This window comes from Peptoclostridium acidaminophilum DSM 3953, assembly GCF_000597865.1.
Taxonomy (GTDB): domain Bacteria; phylum Bacillota; class Clostridia; order Peptostreptococcales; family Peptostreptococcaceae; genus Peptoclostridium_A; species Peptoclostridium_A acidaminophilum.
In genome coordinates this window covers 2,230,201-2,246,262 of the sequence record NZ_CP007452.1, presented here as the reverse complement: position 1 = coordinate 2,246,262, position 16,062 = coordinate 2,230,201, and the positions used below count along the sequence as shown (strand labels likewise).

Sequence of the window (16,062 nt, the reverse complement as noted above, 5' to 3'; positions counted from 1 at the left end):
GAAAAAGGAATAACACGATGTGGATATCCGTGTGAGAAACAAAAAAAAATAAAGCGTTGTTCAGATGGTGTGGATAAAGTAATAACAAGAAAAAACAGTAAAATCACTATGAAAAGTAAAACTTATACACAACTTATCCCCAGAATGTGCATAAGTTGATAATTGGATACAAGTTGTTATAGTTATCAACAGGTAAAAATATAATAACAAATAAAAATCAAAACATCAATACAAAATGAATAGTTTATCCACAATAAAGGAGAGTGTGGATAAATCCAAAAGTAGAATAACAACAATATTTCCACAAGGATGAAACTGTTGATAACACACGAAACAAAAAAAAGTACTGAAAAAAAATGAAATTATAAGCTGCTTTTGTGGATAAATCCAAAATCAATGGTAAGTGGGTAGCAATATTAAAAATTTTGTTGACAATGAAAGGTCATGACTTTATAATCTATATGTATGCAATACATGAATTCATGAAAATTTAAATTGAATATATGTACATTTAAAGGAAAGGCGGTGTTTTATAATGAAAAGAACTTACCAACCAAAGAAAAGACAAAGAAAGAAAGAGCATGGTTTCAGAAAAAGAATGAAAACTAGCAATGGAAGAAACGTTCTTAAGAGAAGAAGGGCTAAGGGAAGAAAGCAACTTTCAGCATAGTCTCTTAAAAACTTATAAACTTTTGCGAATTGAAAGGCCGCTTCTTTAAAAGTGGCCTTTTTGTGTAATGTTTTTAATTGTCACTTGGCGGGGGAAATTATTTATGCAGTTTAAAAATGGAATAGGTCTTAAAAAAAATCAGGATTTCAAAAATGTATATTCGAAAGGCAAGTCCCATGCGAATAGACTGCTTGTAATATATGTACTTAAAAATAAACTCGCCACCAATAGGGTAGGCTTTTCCGTTTCCAAAAAAGTTGGAAACAGCGTAGTGAGAAACAGAGTTAGAAGGCTGATGAGAGAGAGCTTCAGGCTTAATTGCTGTAATATATGTTCTGGATATGATATAATTTTCATATCCAGGGTTGCGGCCAAGGATGCCGATTATGCCTCAATTGAAAAAGCAATGAAGAGCCTGTTCAAAAAAGCCGCTATTGAGATTGGAAGGAGCAAGTCAGATGCAAAGCCTAGCAAGCAAGCTGCTCATTAGTCTTATACGGTTTTATCAGATAGTAATATCGCCGCTGAAGGGGAAAACATGCAGGTTCTATCCGACATGCTCAGCTTACGCAATAGAGGCCATCAAAAGATACGGACCTCTAAAGGGTGCATATCTTTCATTAAAGAGGATATTGAGATGTCATCCGTTTAATGAAGGAGGATATGATCCTCTTAAATAATACAAACACAATATTGGGAGGTACTTATTTTGTCAGCACTGTCAGGAGCTCTAGGAGCTTTGCTAAAGCTAGTATTTGAAATGATAAACAACTATGGTTTAGCCATAATAGTTTTCACCGTACTTGTAAAACTTGCGCTGTATCCGCTTACCAGAGCTCAAACAAAGTCAATGAAGGAAATGCAGCATGTCCAGCCTATGATAAAGCAGCTGCAGGAAAAATACAAGGACAACCAGCAGCTTATGCAGCAAAAGGTTATGGAGGTATACAAGGAGCACAAGATTAATCCCGCCGCGGGATGCCTTCCCATACTTATACAAATGCCAATACTTATAGGACTTTTCAATGTACTCAGAGAGCCTGTAAAATACGTGTTCAAATCTCAGGCTGCATACGATGCCATAAACACTAGCTTCATGTGGATATCAGACCTTGCAAAGCCTGATGTTATACCTCTTGGAGGCTTTGAAATGCCGTGGATACTGCCTATACTCGCAGCTCTTACGACATACTTTGCATCTGCAATGATGAATGCGAAGACACCAAAAACAGACAAGAAGGACTCAACTCAGATGACTCAGATGATGATGCTCTATATGCTTCCGCTTATGATACTTTGGTGGGGAAAAACATTCCCTGCGGGACTTACTCTTTACTGGGTTGTAAGCAACGTGTTCCAAATAGCGCAGCAATATGTAATAATGAGGCCGGAGAAAAGCTAAGGAGGGGTATGTCATGAAAATTGTAGAATCCGCAGGAAAGACCATAGAAGAGGCTTTGGAAAAGGCCCTCAAGGAGCTTAACGCAACTTTGGATGAGGTTGAATACGATGTAATAGAAGAACCTACCAAGGGATTTCTCGGAATACTCGGCGGAAAAGCCGGCAAAATAAGAGTGACACTCAAGGAAAACAGCAACAAGGTTGCAAAGGAGTTCATAGACGAAGTTCTAAAGTGCATGAACGTAGAGCTTTCATCTAGCGTCGACACTGAAGACGGGACTCTCAATATTAAATTTGACGGCGATGATGATCAGATGGGTTATATAATAGGAAGAAGAGGAGAGACACTCGACGCCCTGCAGTTTATTACAAATCTTGTAGTGAACAAAAATAGCTCAGAGCATAAGAAGGTGCTTATGGATGTAGGAAACTACAGACAAAAGAGGGAAGAGTCGCTAATTCGATTCAGCAAAAAAATGGCAAGAAGCGTTGTCAGAAAGAAAAAACCTGTAAAGCTTGAGCCGATGAATCCTTACGAGAGAAGAATAATACATGCGGCGCTTCAAAATGATCCTTATGTTAGAACATACAGTGAAGGAGAAGAGCCTAACAGAAGAGTAGTTATAGCACTCAAAAAATAGCCCCTACATCCATGTAGAGGCTTATTTTTGTCTAAGAGAAGGTGAATTGTGATGATGGATGAAACCATAGCAGCCATATCGTCGGCCTCCGGAGAGGGCGGCATAGGCATAATACGAATCAGCGGAGAAAGGGCATACGACATATGCAAAGCCATATTTGTGCCCGCAGCAGGCAAAGCAATTGAAGATTACAGTCCCCGGACAATGATGTACGGCCATGTGCAGGATGGCGACATTGCGCTGGATGAGGTTCTTGCAGTATATATGAAGGCTCCTCACAGTTATACAAAAGAAGATGTGGTGGAGATTAACTGCCACGGCGGCTATATATCGCTGCGAAAGATACTGCATCTTATTTTGAAAAGCGGCGCCAGGCTTGCAGAGCCTGGCGAATTCACAAAAAGGGCATTTTTAAACGGCAGACTAGACCTTTCGCAGGCCGAGGCCGTAATGGATATAATAAAAGCTAAGACGGACTCAAGCCATAGCATTGCCCAAAACCAGCTGGAAGGAGGGCTGTCGGCCAAAGTAAGAGCCCTCAAGGCAAGCGTGGCCGCCATACTTGCTCATGTTGAGGTCTCTATAGATTTTCCTGAGGAGGACATAGAGGAGATAACCATGGGTGTGCTCAGGGAAAAGACTGAGCAGCTGTTGGAAGAAATGCAGGAGCTCTACAAGACGGCCCATACGGGAAAGATACTAAGGGACGGGCTCAGCACTGTCATAGCAGGGAAGCCGAATGTGGGCAAGTCATCGCTTTTGAATGCCTTGATAGGCGAATCAAGAGCCATAGTGACAAACATACCAGGAACTACGCGCGACGTAATAGAAGAATATATAAACATAAAGGGAATACCTCTCAGGCTTGTTGACACTGCAGGCATAAGGAGCACAGAGGATGTTGTTGAAAAAATAGGAGTCGAAAAGACAAGACAGTCCATAGAAACTGCAGATCTTGTAATGCTTGTTCTTGACGCATCCGAGAAGCTGTCATCTGAAGACATTGAAATATTAGAGCTGTTGGGAGACAAAAAATGCATAGTAATAATAAACAAGACAGACCTTGCGCCTGCGCTCGATGAAAAAGAGATTGCAAGCTATGTTGGAGGCAGGAGCATAATAAGGATCTCGGCCGCAGAAAGCACAGGCATACGGGAGCTGGAGAACGAGATTGCTGAGATGGTGTATTCGGGGTCGGTTGCATATGAATCGAGCGCAATAATATCAAATGTAAGGCACAAGCATGCCATGGAAAAGGCAATAGGAGCAGCCGGCGAATGTATAAAAGGCATAGATTCGGGGATGCCGCTTGACTTTGTCGAGATAGACCTGAAAAATGTTTGGGACAGCCTGGGAGAGATTACGGGGGATACTGTGAGCGAAGACCTGCTGGATGTTATATTCAGCCAGTTCTGCCTGGGTAAATAATTTTTTATGTTTCACGAGAAACTAAGGAGGCATTTGCGCATGAAGTTTAACGCGGGAAGCTATGATGTGATAGTTATAGGGGCAGGCCATGCGGGCTGCGAGGCGGCCTTGGCTTCTGCCAGAATGGGCTGTAAAACGCTTGTAATAACACTTTCAATAGAGTCGATAGCGCTAATGCCCTGCAACCCTTCCATAGGAGGATCGGGCAAAGGCCATCTAGTGAGGGAGATAGACGCGCTCGGCGGAGAAATGGCCGTAAATACAGACAAGACACTTATACAAATGAGGATGCTCAACACTACAAAAGGGCCGGCAGTCCACTCGCTAAGGGCGCAGTCAGACAAGTACAAGTACCACATGGAGATGAGACGCGTACTCGAGAATCAGGAGAACCTAGAGGTCATAATGGATGAGGTTGTCGAGCTGGTGTCAGATGGAAGCAAGTTAGAAGGAGTCGTCACAAAACTGGGAGCCCACTACTGCGCAAAAGCAGTCATTATTTGCAGCGGAGTGTATCTCAGGTCGAGGATATTCATAGGAGAGGTCAATTTCGAATCAGGACCTCTGGGGCTTATGGGAGCAAATGAGCTTACGAACAGCCTTATGACTCTCGGCGTAAAGCTGGCCAGATTCAAGACGGGTACGCCGGCAAGGGTTCACATGGACAGTCTTGATTTTTCCAAGATGGAGACGGTTCATGGCGAGGACAACCCGGAGCCATTTTCTTTCATGAGTGATTCGCTTGAATTTGAACAGCATCCCTGCTACCTGGTCAGAACAAATCAGAGAACGCATGAAATAATAAATGAAAACCTGAGCCGCTCGGCTATGTACGGAGGCTACGTGGAAGGCATAGGACCAAGATACTGCCCTTCCATAGAGGACAAGGTTGTAAGGTTTGCAGACAAGCCTTCCCACCAGTTTTTTGTAGAGCCTGAGGGCGAATACTCAAAGGAGATGTATATATCGGGCTTCTCGACAAGCCTGCCCTATGAGGTGCAGCTGCAGATATATAAGAGTGTCAAGGGATTGGAGCATTGCAGGATGATAAGGCCGGCTTATGCCATAGAGTATGACTGCATAGACCCGCTGCAGCTTAATGCAACGCTTGAGATGAAGGATATAGAGAACCTGTTTTGTGCCGGGCAGTTCAACGGCACATCAGGCTACGAGGAGGCGGCGGCGCAGGGGCTCATGGCCGGCATAAACGCGGCACTCAAGATAAAGGGCCGGGAGCCGCTTATACTCGACCGCTCAGAAGCCTATATAGGGGTGCTGATAGATGATCTTGTAACAAAGGGCACAAGCGAGCCTTACAGGATAATGACATCAAGGGCTGAATACAGGCTGTTGCTAAGACAGGACAACGCCGATTTGAGGCTGACTGAAAAAGGACATCAGATTGGGCTCGTGACAAGGGAGAGATACGAAAAATTCCTGAGAAAAAAATCGGAAATTGAAATAGAGCTAAGCAGGCTAAGCGATGGGAAAGTCCACCCTGTTGAGGTGGCAGGTATATTTGCAAACATGGGTGTTGCTCCGATGAAGGCGCCTATGTCGCTTTATGAATTCATGAAAAGGCCCGAGGTGGATTACAAACTGCTCGAAGCCATTGGCAAAGGTCCGGCCGCGGAGCTTGATGAGCGTGTGAAGCAGCAGTGCGAGATAACAATAAAGTATGAAGGATATATTCAAAAGCAGCTAAAGCAGGTGGAGCAGTTCAAGAAGCTGGAAAAAAGGGGCATACCCGAGGATGTGGACTATGAAGCCATAGAAGGCCTCAGGCTGGAGGCGAAGCAAAAGCTTTCAAAGATAAAACCTCTTTCAATAGGCCAGGCCTCAAGAATATCGGGAGTGTCGCCGGCTGATGTTTCTGTCTTGCTTGTATATCTGGAAAGCAGGGTTAGAAGCCAACAGGGCCGCTAGGATAGGCTTTAAGGGAGGAACATATGGACAACGGTGAATATTTAAAAAAAGGAATTGAAGAGATAGGCCTCTCGGCTGACGATAGGCTGGTTGAAAAATTTGAAACCTACAAGAGGTTATTGCTCGAGTGGAATGAAAAAATGAACCTCACGGCCATAACGCAGGAGCGGGAGATATACATCAAGCACTTTGTAGATTCCCTATCGTGCATTTGCAGCGGAGTAATAAAAAGCGACAGCCGGATAATAGATGTTGGGACCGGAGCTGGATTCCCCGGATTGCCGCTGAAGATATACGATGAAAGCCTAAAGCTCACTCTGTTAGATTCGCTAAGGAAGCGCATAAACTTCCTTGAAAACGTATGCGGCGAGATAGGCCTGAGCGGCGTTGAATTCCTCCATTCGAGAGCTGAGGATGCAGGAAATGACAAAAGGTACAGGGAAAAATTTGATGTCGCCGTATCAAGGGCTGTGGCTCCGCTTAACGTACTTCTTGAATATTGCACGCCCTTCATAAGAAAGGGCGGCTATTTCGTGTGCCAGAAAGGGCCGGCAGCAGACGAGGAGCTGGTGCAGGCAGCAAAGTCAATGAAGGAGCTCGGGGTAGCGCTTGAAGAAAAGCTGATTATTAAGCTGCCGTTTACAGACATAAGCCACTATGTGCTTGTTTTCAGAAAGGTTTCGAACACGCCTTCAAAATATCCCAGAAAAGCAGGGCTTCCATCGAAAAAGCCCATAGCGTAAATGCTGCACAACATGAAAATGTATTGTTTGACAGATAAAGGCTTGGACACAATGAAAGCTCGGTTCATATGAAAACTGACTATAATATGGGCCGAATAAAAGGTGTCCTGGCCTTTTTATTTAGATACTTGAATGTTTATCGAAAAAATTGCTTAAAATATCGAATTTTTTATGTATAATTAGGTTGTGGGAAAAAAATAAAAAATCAAATAATATTTGAAACTGTAAATCTAGTAAAATATTATTATCGCAGGGGGTGAGACTTTGGAAAAGCTAGGGGTTATGATTCCAATAGACAAAATAACTCCAAACAGCAACCAGCCGCGCAGGGACTTTGACAATGAAAGGCTCCAGTCGCTTTCTGATTCGATAAAGCTACACGGACTGCTGCAGCCAATAGTGGTGCAAAAAATAGGTTCAAAGCACGTAATAGTTGCAGGCGAGAGGAGATACAGGGCTTCACTCATTGCCGGTGCAGAGCATATGCCGTGCATAGTGCTCGAATCATCCCAGCAGAAAAAGGTCATGGAAATGGCGCTTGTAGAGAACATTCAGAGAGAAAATCTCAATCCTGTTGAAGAGGCGCTGGCTTACAAGGCTCTCATTGAAGAGTACGGCACTACCCAGGAGGAAATATCCAAGGCAGTGGGCAAAAGCAGGCCCTACATAACAAATACGTTGCGGCTTTTGAATCTGCCTGACCAGGTACTTACGCTTGTAAGGGATGGGAGCATTTCAGCCGGACATGCAAAAGCCATTCTAAGAATAGAGGACAAGCGGCTGCAAGCTCAGACGGCAAACGACATAATTCAGAAGGGGCTCTCGGTAAGAGCTGTTGAAGATATAGCAAAGACACTTTCAAAGACTAAGAGTAAAGGTCTCCAGAGCAAATCCAAAGCCGACATCTTTACGGAGCACTTGCAGGAAAGGCTAGTCGAAACTCTCGGGACTAAAGTCGTAATTATACAGAGTAAAAAAAAGGGCAAGATAGAAATAGAATACTACAGTGAAGAAGAGCTCGAAAAAATCACAAGTCTCATACTTGACAAGTAAATAGGCTGAGGCTGTTTCACATATAAATAGGGCCGCATTATAGATGGGGTTTAACTTTAATAGCATGTTGGGTTATAATAAATTTTGCGGCAGACTAAGTTTGGAGGATAAACATGGAGATACTTACACTGGGTCAGAAGATCAAAAAGCTCAGAAAAGAGCGTAATTTGACACTCAAGGAATTGGCCGGCAACAGAGTTACAGCGGCGCAAATAAGTCATATAGAAAGGGATAAGTCTTATCCGAGCCAGGATCTTCTGGAGTACTTTTCTCAAAAGCTGAGCGTATCTGTAGACTATCTGGTAGAAAGCAAGGAAGCTCAGGTAAAGCAAATAAGCGAATCAATTCTCCTTAAAGGGGAGTATTACATAAAGAACAAGAAGCTAAAGAGTGCCAAGGATGAGCTTACAAAGGTTATAGAGCTATGCAGGGAGTATAATGTAAACTCGCTTTGTGCAAATGCGAAGTTTCTGCTCGGCCAGGTTTACAGGGATGAAGGCGATTTCACAATGGCTGCAAGCATGTTTGAAAGGAGTCTAATACTGAACATAAAGACTTCGAATGTCAAAGGGGCGCTGGGATGCTATCTCGAACTCGGAAAGGTGTATATGCTTCAAAAGTGCTATAAGCCGGCTACAGACAAGTTCATACAGGGTAAAAACTATCTTGTCGACAATAACGTAATAAACTATGATATTGAAAGGCTTTTGTACATAAATCTCTCATACTGCAGCATGGAGCTTGGAGCTCATGACGACGCTATTTTCTACTCAAAGAAGGTAGACGAGATTGAGGAGAAGATGAAGGACTACAAGCACAAAGGTAACAGCCTGTTCCTGCTGGGCAACAAATACATGGGAGAAGGCGACTACATAAGAGCAAGAAAATATTTTTCGAGGGCCCTCGATGTTTTCAACGAGCATGAAAAAAAGCTCGAGCAGGCCAAGACATATTTGGTGATGTCGTACATACATGAGAATCTAAAGCAGTACGAGGAAGCTCTTGAAAAGGTTAAGTCAGCCTATGAAATACACAAGGATATAGAAAATGAGCAACTGGTGGAAATAATGTTCGACTACACAAGGGCTCTTTTGAATAAGGGGGAAGTCGAGTCAGCAAAGGAGCTGAGCAAAAAAGCTCTTGCAACTGCGATAAAGCTAAAGAACAAGCTGCTTGAGGCAAAGGCTATAAAATATTATGCAAAATCACACCTCAAGGAGGGAAATGTTGAAATAGCGCTCGAAAATATGAACAGAAATATAGAATTGGTAAGCAAATACGGCGCAAAAAAAGACATCGCAGACGCATATTTCGAGGCTGCCGACATATACGCACACGTATCGAAGGACAAGGAGCTTGAGTGCTACTCAAAGGGAGTAGAGCTTTATAAAGAGCTTAAAATAATATATTACTAGGCCCTTGCAAAAGGGTCTTTTTGTTATCGGGAGGATTGACACTTGAAGATTATTAAACCAATGCTGATAACGACTTTTATTGCAGCAGTACTGCTTTTGAATCCAAAGACAATTCAGTTCATAACAAAAGCCGTAGGTGAATCAGGCCGCCAATTGACCGAGGTGGCAAAGTTTTCATATGGGAACACTTCAAATATGAAGATAATGGGGTTCCAAAACGGTATAGTAATCTATAACGGCAGAAAAATAAGTCTGCTCGATAAAAAAGGGCACAAGCAGGGTGAGGCCGAGCTCAGATCAAATGATTATGACATGGCGGTTCAAAATGGCAGGATACTTTTTCTCGACAGGGTGAAAAGGACACTGGCAGTAATTGAGAAAAATGGCAAAATATCAAAACAGATTAAATTTGCAGAAAAGCCTGTTTTTGTAGAAGCCATAGGCAAAGACAGATTCATAGTCCACTATGTATACGATATGAACGAAAAAGCTGAAGGCATGAGGATATTCAACATGTCTGGAAAACAGATAAAGGATATGCAAATATCAAATATAAGCATAAACTTCATTTCGCCGGATGTAAAAGGCCAGGGATTTCTGGTGAGCGGACTTACGATTGAAAAAGAAAGGCTCTACAACAGCGTGATGCACTACAACATAAACGGAGACATGGAGACTGCCGATAAGGCTGAAAATAGGGTATTTACGGGCGGAATGCTTGTTGATGACAAATTTGTAATGTGGGAGGAAGGCTATATTGAGCTGCGAGATTCGGAGCTCAAATATATCAATTCGCTAAGAATAGACAGTGGCATAGTGCAGCTAAAGCGTGAGGAAAGTGGCTTTACAGTATTGGACGGCTCAAGCAGAATAAGGCGTTTCAATCTTGATGGAATTGAAATTGAGCAAGAAAAGTATGCGCACAGGATATACGGAGTTAATGAGGTGGCAGGCACGGATTTGCTTAATTCTCAAAGAAGCGTGGAGATTATGGGCACAAAAGAGAGTCTGAACTTTACAAACGACATAATAGACGCATTCAAGGTAGGAGATGACTGCCTGGGGCTTGTTTTCAGGGGAGAAATAAGGATAATAGCGGTAGACTAGGGGGTTGGTTTGATGGGCTATATTTCCCAGCTTAATCACATAGACATAATAATAATTGTGGTAGTCCTGTTTTTTGGAATGCGCGGATTCATGAAGGGATTTGCGGTTTCTGTTATAAGCCTTGCAAAATACGCCGTGGCCATATTCTTCACCAGCATGTACTACAAGCAGCTCGCCCATTATATAACATCAAATTCTACGATGCTGGAGTTCTTAGACAGACTTTCGCATAAGCTTTTTTCAAGTCTGCCGAACGCAGAGACCGTTATTGCAAATTCAGATGTTGTTTTTTCGCGGGCCTTGGCAATAGTGCTGCTTTTTATTTTTGCAAATATGCTCGTAAGTCTCATAGCATCATTTGTAGACGGAATGCTCAAGATAAAGTCACTAGGCTTCTTAAACAAGCTTGCAGGCTTCATTTTTGGAGCTGCCAAGGGGCTGATTCTTATAATGCTTGTATTCATAATAGTAAACCCTTTTGCAGCATTGAATCCTGAAGGAGGCTTTGCAAAGAGCCTGAATGAATCACTAATAACGAAATATATATACATGTACAATTTTATGTTCAAATATTTTAATGGCCTCATAGAAATATTCAATGGCAATCATCTAGGGTAATTATATTGGGAGATGTTATAATTTAAGTAAAACAAAGGAGGCTTGCATGATGACACAAATAGATGCAAGAGGGCTGGCTTGTCCGCAGCCAGTAATAATGACAAAGAAGGCGATAGAAGCCTCGAATGAGCCTGTAGTGGCCATTGTGGACAATGAAACCGCAAAAGAGAACATTATTAAGCTTGCAAAGTCAATGAACTGCGAGTACAGGGATTATAAAAAGGACGGGTTATTCCACATAGAAATTTCAAAGGGAGAGCTGCCCGAGGAAGCCGCAGTTCTAGAATCTGAGGTTGATTTCCAAAATGGAGACACTGTCATACTCGTACAGTCGGACAAGTTTGGACTGGGCGGAGATGAACTGGGGGCTGTTCTTATAAGGAACTTCATATACACTCTGACAGAATCAGAGTCTTATCCAAAGGCGGTGCTTTTTGTAAATGGCGGCGTGAAGCTTACAACCGAAAACGAACACACAGTTGAAAACCTTAAGATACTTGAGGGAGCAGGAGTTAAAATAATTTCGTGCGGAACCTGCCTTGATTTCTTTGGTTTGAAGGAGAAGCTAAGCGTAGGGGGAATAGGAAACATGTATGACATGGTTGAGAATATGAAAGCAGCAGGAAATACAATAACAATAGGGTAGGAACATTCCCATTAATGATTTTGCGAATTTTCAAATGGATTCTTATAAATTGCATATGCATATGCTATAATAATAAGCAGCCGATGAAAACACGTAAACCCTGTTAAATCAGGAAGCTTAGTATGATAGACTACATCCGTGTAGTCTATTTTTTATAGGAGGGACAGTATGAGTGAGATTTATGTTGTGGCATTCAATTCAACGCACTATGCCATAAAATTCGAAAAGATACTCCTGGAGGCAGGACTCAAAATAATGATGATACCTTCACCCAGGGAGATTATAGCAAGCTGTGGCCTTTCAATCAGGTTCGACAAGGCTGACATGGATATTGTGCTGGACAAGATAAAAAATTCCGAGGTGGAGATAAACGGGGTATTTAAGCTCACAAAGCTGCCGAATGTAAAGGAAAAGCAGGCAGAAAAAATAATATAAGTCAATAGGAGGTTTGAGCATGCCTTTGAAGCTAAACGTAGGAGACATAGTAGTTCTCAAAAAGTCGCACCCGTGCGGAGGCAACGAATTTGAAATAAAAAGGGTGGGCATGGATTTTAGGATTAAATGCATCAAATGTGGCAAAGAGCTATGGATAGACAGGGTGAATCTTGAAAAAAGAGTCAGGAAGGTAATGCAGGCAGAAGGCGGAGAGGAAAAAGCTTAATTTTCGATGTTTTTCAAAAAAACACAAAATTCTGTATATTTCCAGTTGTATAGGCAACCAAAAATCAAAGTGCTATAATTGGATGTAACGACAGGAAAATGTTTTCATGTAATTTAAATGACTATGGGGGTGCTTTACAAATGGCTGTTAAATTTGCTGATCGTATGGAAAACCTTAAAGCTTCAGAAATCCGAGAACTTCTAAAGTTCGCTGCGGATCCTACAATAATATCTTTTGCCGGCGGACTGCCTGCTCCAGAGCTTTTCCCAGTGGAAGAGATGAAGAAGGTCGCTGTAGCTGTGCTTGAAGAAAGTGGACAGACTGCTCTTCAATATACTACTACAGAAGGAAATGTAAAACTAAGAGAGCAAATCGCCGAGAGAATGAACAGGAAATTCCAGACAAAAGTAACTCTTGACGACATACTTATAACAAGCGGTTCTCAGCAGGGTCTTGATTTTTCAGGCAAGATATTTATAAATGAAGGCGACGTAGTGCTTGTTGAAAGCCCTTCATACCTTGGAGCCCTTAACGCATTCAAGGCATACGGACCAAAGTTCATAGAGGTTCCAACTGATGACAATGGAATGATTATTGAAGAGCTTGAAAAGATACTTGCCAAGACTGACAATGTAAAGATGATATATGTAATACCTGATTTCCAGAACCCAAGCGGAAAGACATGGTCAATGGAAAGACGTACAAAGTTCATGGAAGTTGTAAACAAGTATGAAATACCTGTAATCGAGGACAATCCTTACGGAGAGCTTAGATTTGAAGGTGAAATAATGCCTTCGCTAAAGGCTATGGATACTAAAGATCTTGTAGTATTCCTTGGAACATTCTCGAAGATATTTGCTCCGGGACTAAGGATAGGTTGGGTTTGTGCACCAGAGGAAATGCTTCAGAAATACAATTTCGTCAAGCAGGGCTCTGACCTGCAGTCATCTACAATAGCTCAGATGGAGGCAGCAAAGTACTGTGAGATGTATGATCTTGATGCGCACGTTGAAAAGATCAAAGCTGTATACAGCAAGCGTAGAGATCTAATGATGAAAGTCATGGAAGAGGAGTTTCCAGAGGGAATAAAATGGACTTACTCAGAAGGCGGCCTTTTCACCTGGGTTGTACTTCCAGAGCACATAAATGCAAGGGATCTTCTCAAGAAGTGCCTTGAAGAAAAAGTGGCGTTCGTTCCAGGTGGAGCATTCTACCCTAACGGCGGAAACGAAAACACATTCAGACTCAACTACTCTAATGCGACTGATGAGATGCTTGTAGAGGGAATGAAGAGACTTGCAAGAGCAATTAAATCAATGATGTAATACCTGAAAATAGGCAAAAAAAGCGGGAGTGGAAATTTTTCCACTCCCAATTTTTATTAGGGGGAGATTGAGATAAAAAAAGTATGTGGGATACTTATTATATAGTTACCGTATACCGGAGAAATTATAGATAAAATTTAAAAAAAAATCAAAAAAATATTAAAAAAATTACAGATGTTAGTATTTGAGGACGATTTCAAGCTTTTAACAGCAGTATTAATATTAAAACCGGACAAAATATTTTTTTTGTTTGCTTTTTTAGTATATTAGTGCTAATATATCAAGGTATGTAAATATCTCTGCTCTATAAGAAATAGAGCCTTAAGTCCAAAGGGAGGTGAAACCATGAATACAAGAAGCTACGAGCTGATTTACATTCTTAAGCCAAATCTAGATGATGAAGCTAAGGAAACTGTATTCAACAAGGTTAAAGATCTAATAGCAGTAAACGGAGAAATTGCTTCAGTTGATACTTGGGGAAACAGAAAGCTTGCTTACCCGATAAAGAAGTTCAACGAAGGATTCTACAACCTTGTTAACTTTACAGCAGGAAATGATGTAATAAGCGAAATAGACAGAAACCTTAAAATAATGGATTCTGTAATAAGACACATGATAGTTAGAAAAGAAGTAAAATAGTCTTAAAATATAAGCTATGAGCGATTTTAAGGTGGTGTATATAATGAACTGTGTTATTTTGATTGGAAGGCTCACAAAGGACCCTGATCTTAGATACATCCCAGGAACGGGAAACCCAGTAGCCACCTTTACGGTTGCAGTAAATAGAACGTTTAAGAACAAAGAAGGCAATTACGAAGCGGACTTCATCCCTGTACAGGTTTGGGGAAAGCAGGCGGAAAACTGTGCCAACTATCTTCAAAAGGGCAGACAGGTCGGAGTTAGCGGAAGACTTCAGGTAAGAAGCTATGAGACTCAGAATGGAGAAAGAAGATGGGTGACAGAAGTTGTTGCCGACAGGATTGAATTTTTGGAATGGTCAAGCAAGGAGAATGGTTCGGGTACATCTGAAGCTCCTAGGTCTTTCGAGCCTACGGGGCTGGATCCTGAAGGATTCCAGGCTCTTGATGACGACGATATTCCATTCTAATAAGGAGGTTTGGAAATGACCGAGAAATTGAGAACAAGAAAAAGAAGAAAGAAAATATGTGCTTTCTGTGCGGATAAAAACAAGACTATAGACTACAAGAACGTAGACGGCCTTAAGAAGTATATCACTGAAAGAGGCAAGATACTTCCAAGAAGAATATCTGGAACTTGTGCAAAGCACCAAAGAGAGATAACTCTTGCGATAAAGAAAGCTAGAACTATAGCTATACTTCCATACACAATTGACTAATAGTATTTAGTTGAAAGCATGCGGCGAACCTTATGGTTCGCCTTTTGTTTTATTTATAATGCTGTTATGATATAATAATAATTTAAGGGAGCATGGAAAGAACTCTAATCAAACGACATGCCAGGAGGTAAAACCGTGATTGAAAGAAACAGCAGGCAGAGGCTTTCTGAGTCTGCGCTAATAGCTGCAATAGGAGTCATATTCATCTTGGCAGGAACATACATACCGCTTCTTGGGTTGCTTACATTTTTCACAGCTGTTCCATACATACTCATAACAATGCGAAATGGACTCAGATATGGCGTCATGGCTTCGGTAATATCTGCGGCGGGAGTATCGATGTTTACAGATCCCATATATGGAATTACGCTTGCGCTTTTGTTTTTCATTCCCGGAGTTGCCATAGGGTATAAGGGAATATCTTCAAAGGAGCCGTTTGGTCCTGTAGCATGGGGATTTATAACTTCGATAGTGCTTGTTATGGTATATGTAAAGCTAATGTCAATATTACTGGGCGTTGACATAATACAAAGAGCCATTGAGATGTTTGAGCAGGCGGTTAAGCTTCAGGGCGATATGATAGAAAGCTTTGGAAAAAAGCAGGCAGCAGCCGACGTGGGGGAGCTAGTCGAGTATATGAAGCTCATAATTCCGGGTGCCATAGTTGTACAGGCAATGCTCATGTCGTTTTTCAACTACTATCTGGCCCTGTCCATACTAAAGAGGACGAGGGGATATTCGGGCAGCATACCAAAGCTCAGCGAGTTTACACTGCCGGGCAACATAGCTCTTGGGATGCTAATAATATATTTTCTTACAATGAGCGCTAAGGGGATGGCGTGGATAAACTACGAAAATCTCATGGCGAACATAACGTTCATAATAATATTCATGTTTTTTTTACAGGGATTCGCAGTCATGGGGTATTTCCTGAATAAATCGAAAATCAACAAGTTCTTTAGAAATACGCTTCTTTTTACGGTGATTTTTTTAGGCCCGCTTTCGTCAATAGTTTCGATCGTAGGATTCTTGGATTCCATAATAGATTTTAGAAGGATTAGAAAATGATGA

The 16,062-nt window shown here is 41.8% G+C and carries 20 protein-coding genes; all 20 read left to right on the top strand.

From position 1 onward, the window contains the following. Positions 1 to 535 precede the first annotated feature (535 nt). The 20 genes from rpmH to EAL2_RS10860 all read left to right on the top strand — a co-directional run bounded on the left by rpmH (position 536) and on the right by EAL2_RS10860 (position 16,059). A complete protein-coding gene (gene rpmH / locus EAL2_RS10955; protein ID WP_025436427.1) occupies positions 536 to 670 on the top strand; it encodes a 50S ribosomal protein L34 in 135 nt (44 codons plus the stop codon). A gap of 103 nt (positions 671 to 773) precedes the next feature. Next, on the top strand, positions 774 to 1,160 hold the full coding sequence (rnpA, locus tag EAL2_RS10950) for a ribonuclease P protein component (protein ID WP_025436426.1): 387 nt from the start codon (positions 774 to 776) through the stop codon (positions 1,158 to 1,160). After that, positions 1,129 to 1,350: a membrane protein insertion efficiency factor YidD gene (yidD, locus tag EAL2_RS10945; protein ID WP_025436425.1), complete on the top strand. Its 222-nt coding sequence runs from the start codon at positions 1,129 to 1,131 to the stop codon at positions 1,348 to 1,350. The genes rnpA and yidD overlap by 32 nt, the downstream gene beginning before the upstream one ends. Before the next feature lie 29 nt (positions 1,351 to 1,379). Further along, a complete protein-coding gene (locus tag EAL2_RS10940; RefSeq protein WP_025436424.1) occupies positions 1,380 to 2,072 on the top strand; it encodes a YidC/Oxa1 family membrane protein insertase in 693 nt (230 codons plus the stop codon). Positions 2,073 to 2,085: 13 nt separating this feature from the next. Then, positions 2,086 to 2,712 carry an RNA-binding cell elongation regulator Jag/EloR gene (jag, locus tag EAL2_RS10935; protein ID WP_025436423.1) on the top strand — a complete coding sequence of 209 codons (627 nt, stop codon included), beginning with the start codon at positions 2,086 to 2,088 and terminating at the stop codon, positions 2,710 to 2,712. 48 nt (positions 2,713 to 2,760) lie between these two features. Then, a complete protein-coding gene (mnmE, locus tag EAL2_RS10930; RefSeq protein WP_025436422.1) occupies positions 2,761 to 4,140 on the top strand; it encodes a tRNA uridine-5-carboxymethylaminomethyl(34) synthesis GTPase MnmE in 1,380 nt (459 codons plus the stop codon). 39 nt (positions 4,141 to 4,179) lie between these two features. After that, positions 4,180 to 6,066 carry a tRNA uridine-5-carboxymethylaminomethyl(34) synthesis enzyme MnmG gene (gene mnmG / locus EAL2_RS10925; RefSeq protein WP_025436421.1) on the top strand — a complete coding sequence of 629 codons (1,887 nt, stop codon included), beginning with the start codon at positions 4,180 to 4,182 and terminating at the stop codon, positions 6,064 to 6,066. Between the two features lie 23 nt (positions 6,067 to 6,089). Further along, positions 6,090 to 6,809 carry a 16S rRNA (guanine(527)-N(7))-methyltransferase RsmG gene (gene rsmG / locus EAL2_RS10920; RefSeq protein WP_025436420.1) on the top strand — a complete coding sequence of 240 codons (720 nt, stop codon included), beginning with the start codon at positions 6,090 to 6,092 and terminating at the stop codon, positions 6,807 to 6,809. A gap of 264 nt (positions 6,810 to 7,073) precedes the next feature. Further along, positions 7,074 to 7,862: a ParB/RepB/Spo0J family partition protein gene (locus EAL2_RS10915; RefSeq protein ID WP_242842471.1), complete on the top strand. Its 789-nt coding sequence runs from the start codon at positions 7,074 to 7,076 to the stop codon at positions 7,860 to 7,862. 113 nt (positions 7,863 to 7,975) lie between these two features. Continuing rightward, positions 7,976 to 9,277 carry a helix-turn-helix domain-containing protein gene (locus tag EAL2_RS10910; protein WP_025436419.1) on the top strand — a complete coding sequence of 434 codons (1,302 nt, stop codon included), beginning with the start codon at positions 7,976 to 7,978 and terminating at the stop codon, positions 9,275 to 9,277. Between the two features lie 42 nt (positions 9,278 to 9,319). Further along, positions 9,320 to 10,384, top strand: a complete 1,065-nt coding sequence (locus EAL2_RS10905; protein ID WP_025436418.1) for a DUF5711 family protein — start codon at positions 9,320 to 9,322, stop codon at positions 10,382 to 10,384. 12 nt (positions 10,385 to 10,396) lie between these two features. Continuing rightward, positions 10,397 to 11,002 carry a CvpA family protein gene (locus EAL2_RS10900; protein WP_025436417.1) on the top strand — a complete coding sequence of 202 codons (606 nt, stop codon included), beginning with the start codon at positions 10,397 to 10,399 and terminating at the stop codon, positions 11,000 to 11,002. 46 nt (positions 11,003 to 11,048) lie between these two features. Then, complete coding sequence (yedF, locus tag EAL2_RS10895) at positions 11,049 to 11,648, top strand: sulfurtransferase-like selenium metabolism protein YedF (protein WP_025436416.1); 600 nt, start codon at positions 11,049 to 11,051, stop codon at positions 11,646 to 11,648. A 168-nt stretch (positions 11,649 to 11,816) separates the two neighbouring features. Further along, positions 11,817 to 12,083, top strand: a complete 267-nt coding sequence (locus EAL2_RS10890; protein WP_025436415.1) for a DUF3343 domain-containing protein — start codon at positions 11,817 to 11,819, stop codon at positions 12,081 to 12,083. 19 nt (positions 12,084 to 12,102) lie between these two features. Continuing rightward, positions 12,103 to 12,309: a DUF951 domain-containing protein gene (locus EAL2_RS10885; protein ID WP_025436414.1), complete on the top strand. Its 207-nt coding sequence runs from the start codon at positions 12,103 to 12,105 to the stop codon at positions 12,307 to 12,309. A 140-nt stretch (positions 12,310 to 12,449) separates the two neighbouring features. Then, positions 12,450 to 13,634, top strand: a complete 1,185-nt coding sequence (locus EAL2_RS10880; RefSeq protein WP_025436413.1) for an aminotransferase-like domain-containing protein — start codon at positions 12,450 to 12,452, stop codon at positions 13,632 to 13,634. A 345-nt stretch (positions 13,635 to 13,979) separates the two neighbouring features. Continuing rightward, positions 13,980 to 14,273, top strand: coding sequence for a 30S ribosomal protein S6 (gene rpsF / locus EAL2_RS10875; protein ID WP_025436412.1), 294 nt, complete (start codon positions 13,980 to 13,982; stop codon positions 14,271 to 14,273). Between the two features lie 43 nt (positions 14,274 to 14,316). Further along, positions 14,317 to 14,742: a single-stranded DNA-binding protein gene (locus tag EAL2_RS10870; RefSeq protein ID WP_025436411.1), complete on the top strand. Its 426-nt coding sequence runs from the start codon at positions 14,317 to 14,319 to the stop codon at positions 14,740 to 14,742. A gap of 15 nt (positions 14,743 to 14,757) precedes the next feature. Then, positions 14,758 to 14,991, top strand: a complete 234-nt coding sequence (gene rpsR / locus EAL2_RS10865) for a 30S ribosomal protein S18 (protein WP_025436410.1) — start codon at positions 14,758 to 14,760, stop codon at positions 14,989 to 14,991. 135 nt (positions 14,992 to 15,126) lie between these two features. Beyond that, positions 15,127 to 16,059, top strand: a complete 933-nt coding sequence (locus EAL2_RS10860; protein ID WP_025436409.1) for a YybS family protein — start codon at positions 15,127 to 15,129, stop codon at positions 16,057 to 16,059. The last annotated feature ends 3 nt before the right edge of the window (positions 16,060 to 16,062 follow it).

Excerpts from the sequence above, each read along its gene's own strand:
- jag (WP_025436423.1), top strand. The coding sequence starts at position 2,086 with ATGAAAATTGTAGAATCCGCAGGAAAGACCATAGAAGAGGCTTTGGAA.
- rpsF (WP_025436412.1), top strand. The coding sequence starts at position 13,980 with ATGAATACAAGAAGCTACGAGCTGATTTACATTCTTAAGCCAAATCTA.
- EAL2_RS10870 (WP_025436411.1), top strand. The coding sequence starts at position 14,317 with ATGAACTGTGTTATTTTGATTGGAAGGCTCACAAAGGACCCTGATCTT.
- yidD (WP_025436425.1), top strand. The coding sequence starts at position 1,129 with ATGCAAAGCCTAGCAAGCAAGCTGCTCATTAGTCTTATACGGTTTTAT.
- EAL2_RS10885 (WP_025436414.1), top strand. The coding sequence starts at position 12,103 with ATGCCTTTGAAGCTAAACGTAGGAGACATAGTAGTTCTCAAAAAGTCG.
- rsmG (WP_025436420.1), top strand. The coding sequence starts at position 6,090 with ATGGACAACGGTGAATATTTAAAAAAAGGAATTGAAGAGATAGGCCTC.
- rpmH (WP_025436427.1), top strand. The coding sequence starts at position 536 with ATGAAAAGAACTTACCAACCAAAGAAAAGACAAAGAAAGAAAGAGCAT.
- mnmG (WP_025436421.1), top strand. The coding sequence starts at position 4,180 with ATGAAGTTTAACGCGGGAAGCTATGATGTGATAGTTATAGGGGCAGGC.
- EAL2_RS10900 (WP_025436417.1), top strand. The coding sequence starts at position 10,397 with ATGGGCTATATTTCCCAGCTTAATCACATAGACATAATAATAATTGTG.
- rnpA (WP_025436426.1), top strand. The coding sequence starts at position 774 with ATGCAGTTTAAAAATGGAATAGGTCTTAAAAAAAATCAGGATTTCAAA.
- EAL2_RS10910 (WP_025436419.1), top strand. The coding sequence starts at position 7,976 with ATGGAGATACTTACACTGGGTCAGAAGATCAAAAAGCTCAGAAAAGAG.
- EAL2_RS10880 (WP_025436413.1), top strand. The coding sequence starts at position 12,450 with ATGGCTGTTAAATTTGCTGATCGTATGGAAAACCTTAAAGCTTCAGAA.
- rpsR (WP_025436410.1), top strand. The coding sequence starts at position 14,758 with ATGACCGAGAAATTGAGAACAAGAAAAAGAAGAAAGAAAATATGTGCT.
- yedF (WP_025436416.1), top strand. The coding sequence starts at position 11,049 with ATGATGACACAAATAGATGCAAGAGGGCTGGCTTGTCCGCAGCCAGTA.
- EAL2_RS10890 (WP_025436415.1), top strand. The coding sequence starts at position 11,817 with ATGAGTGAGATTTATGTTGTGGCATTCAATTCAACGCACTATGCCATA.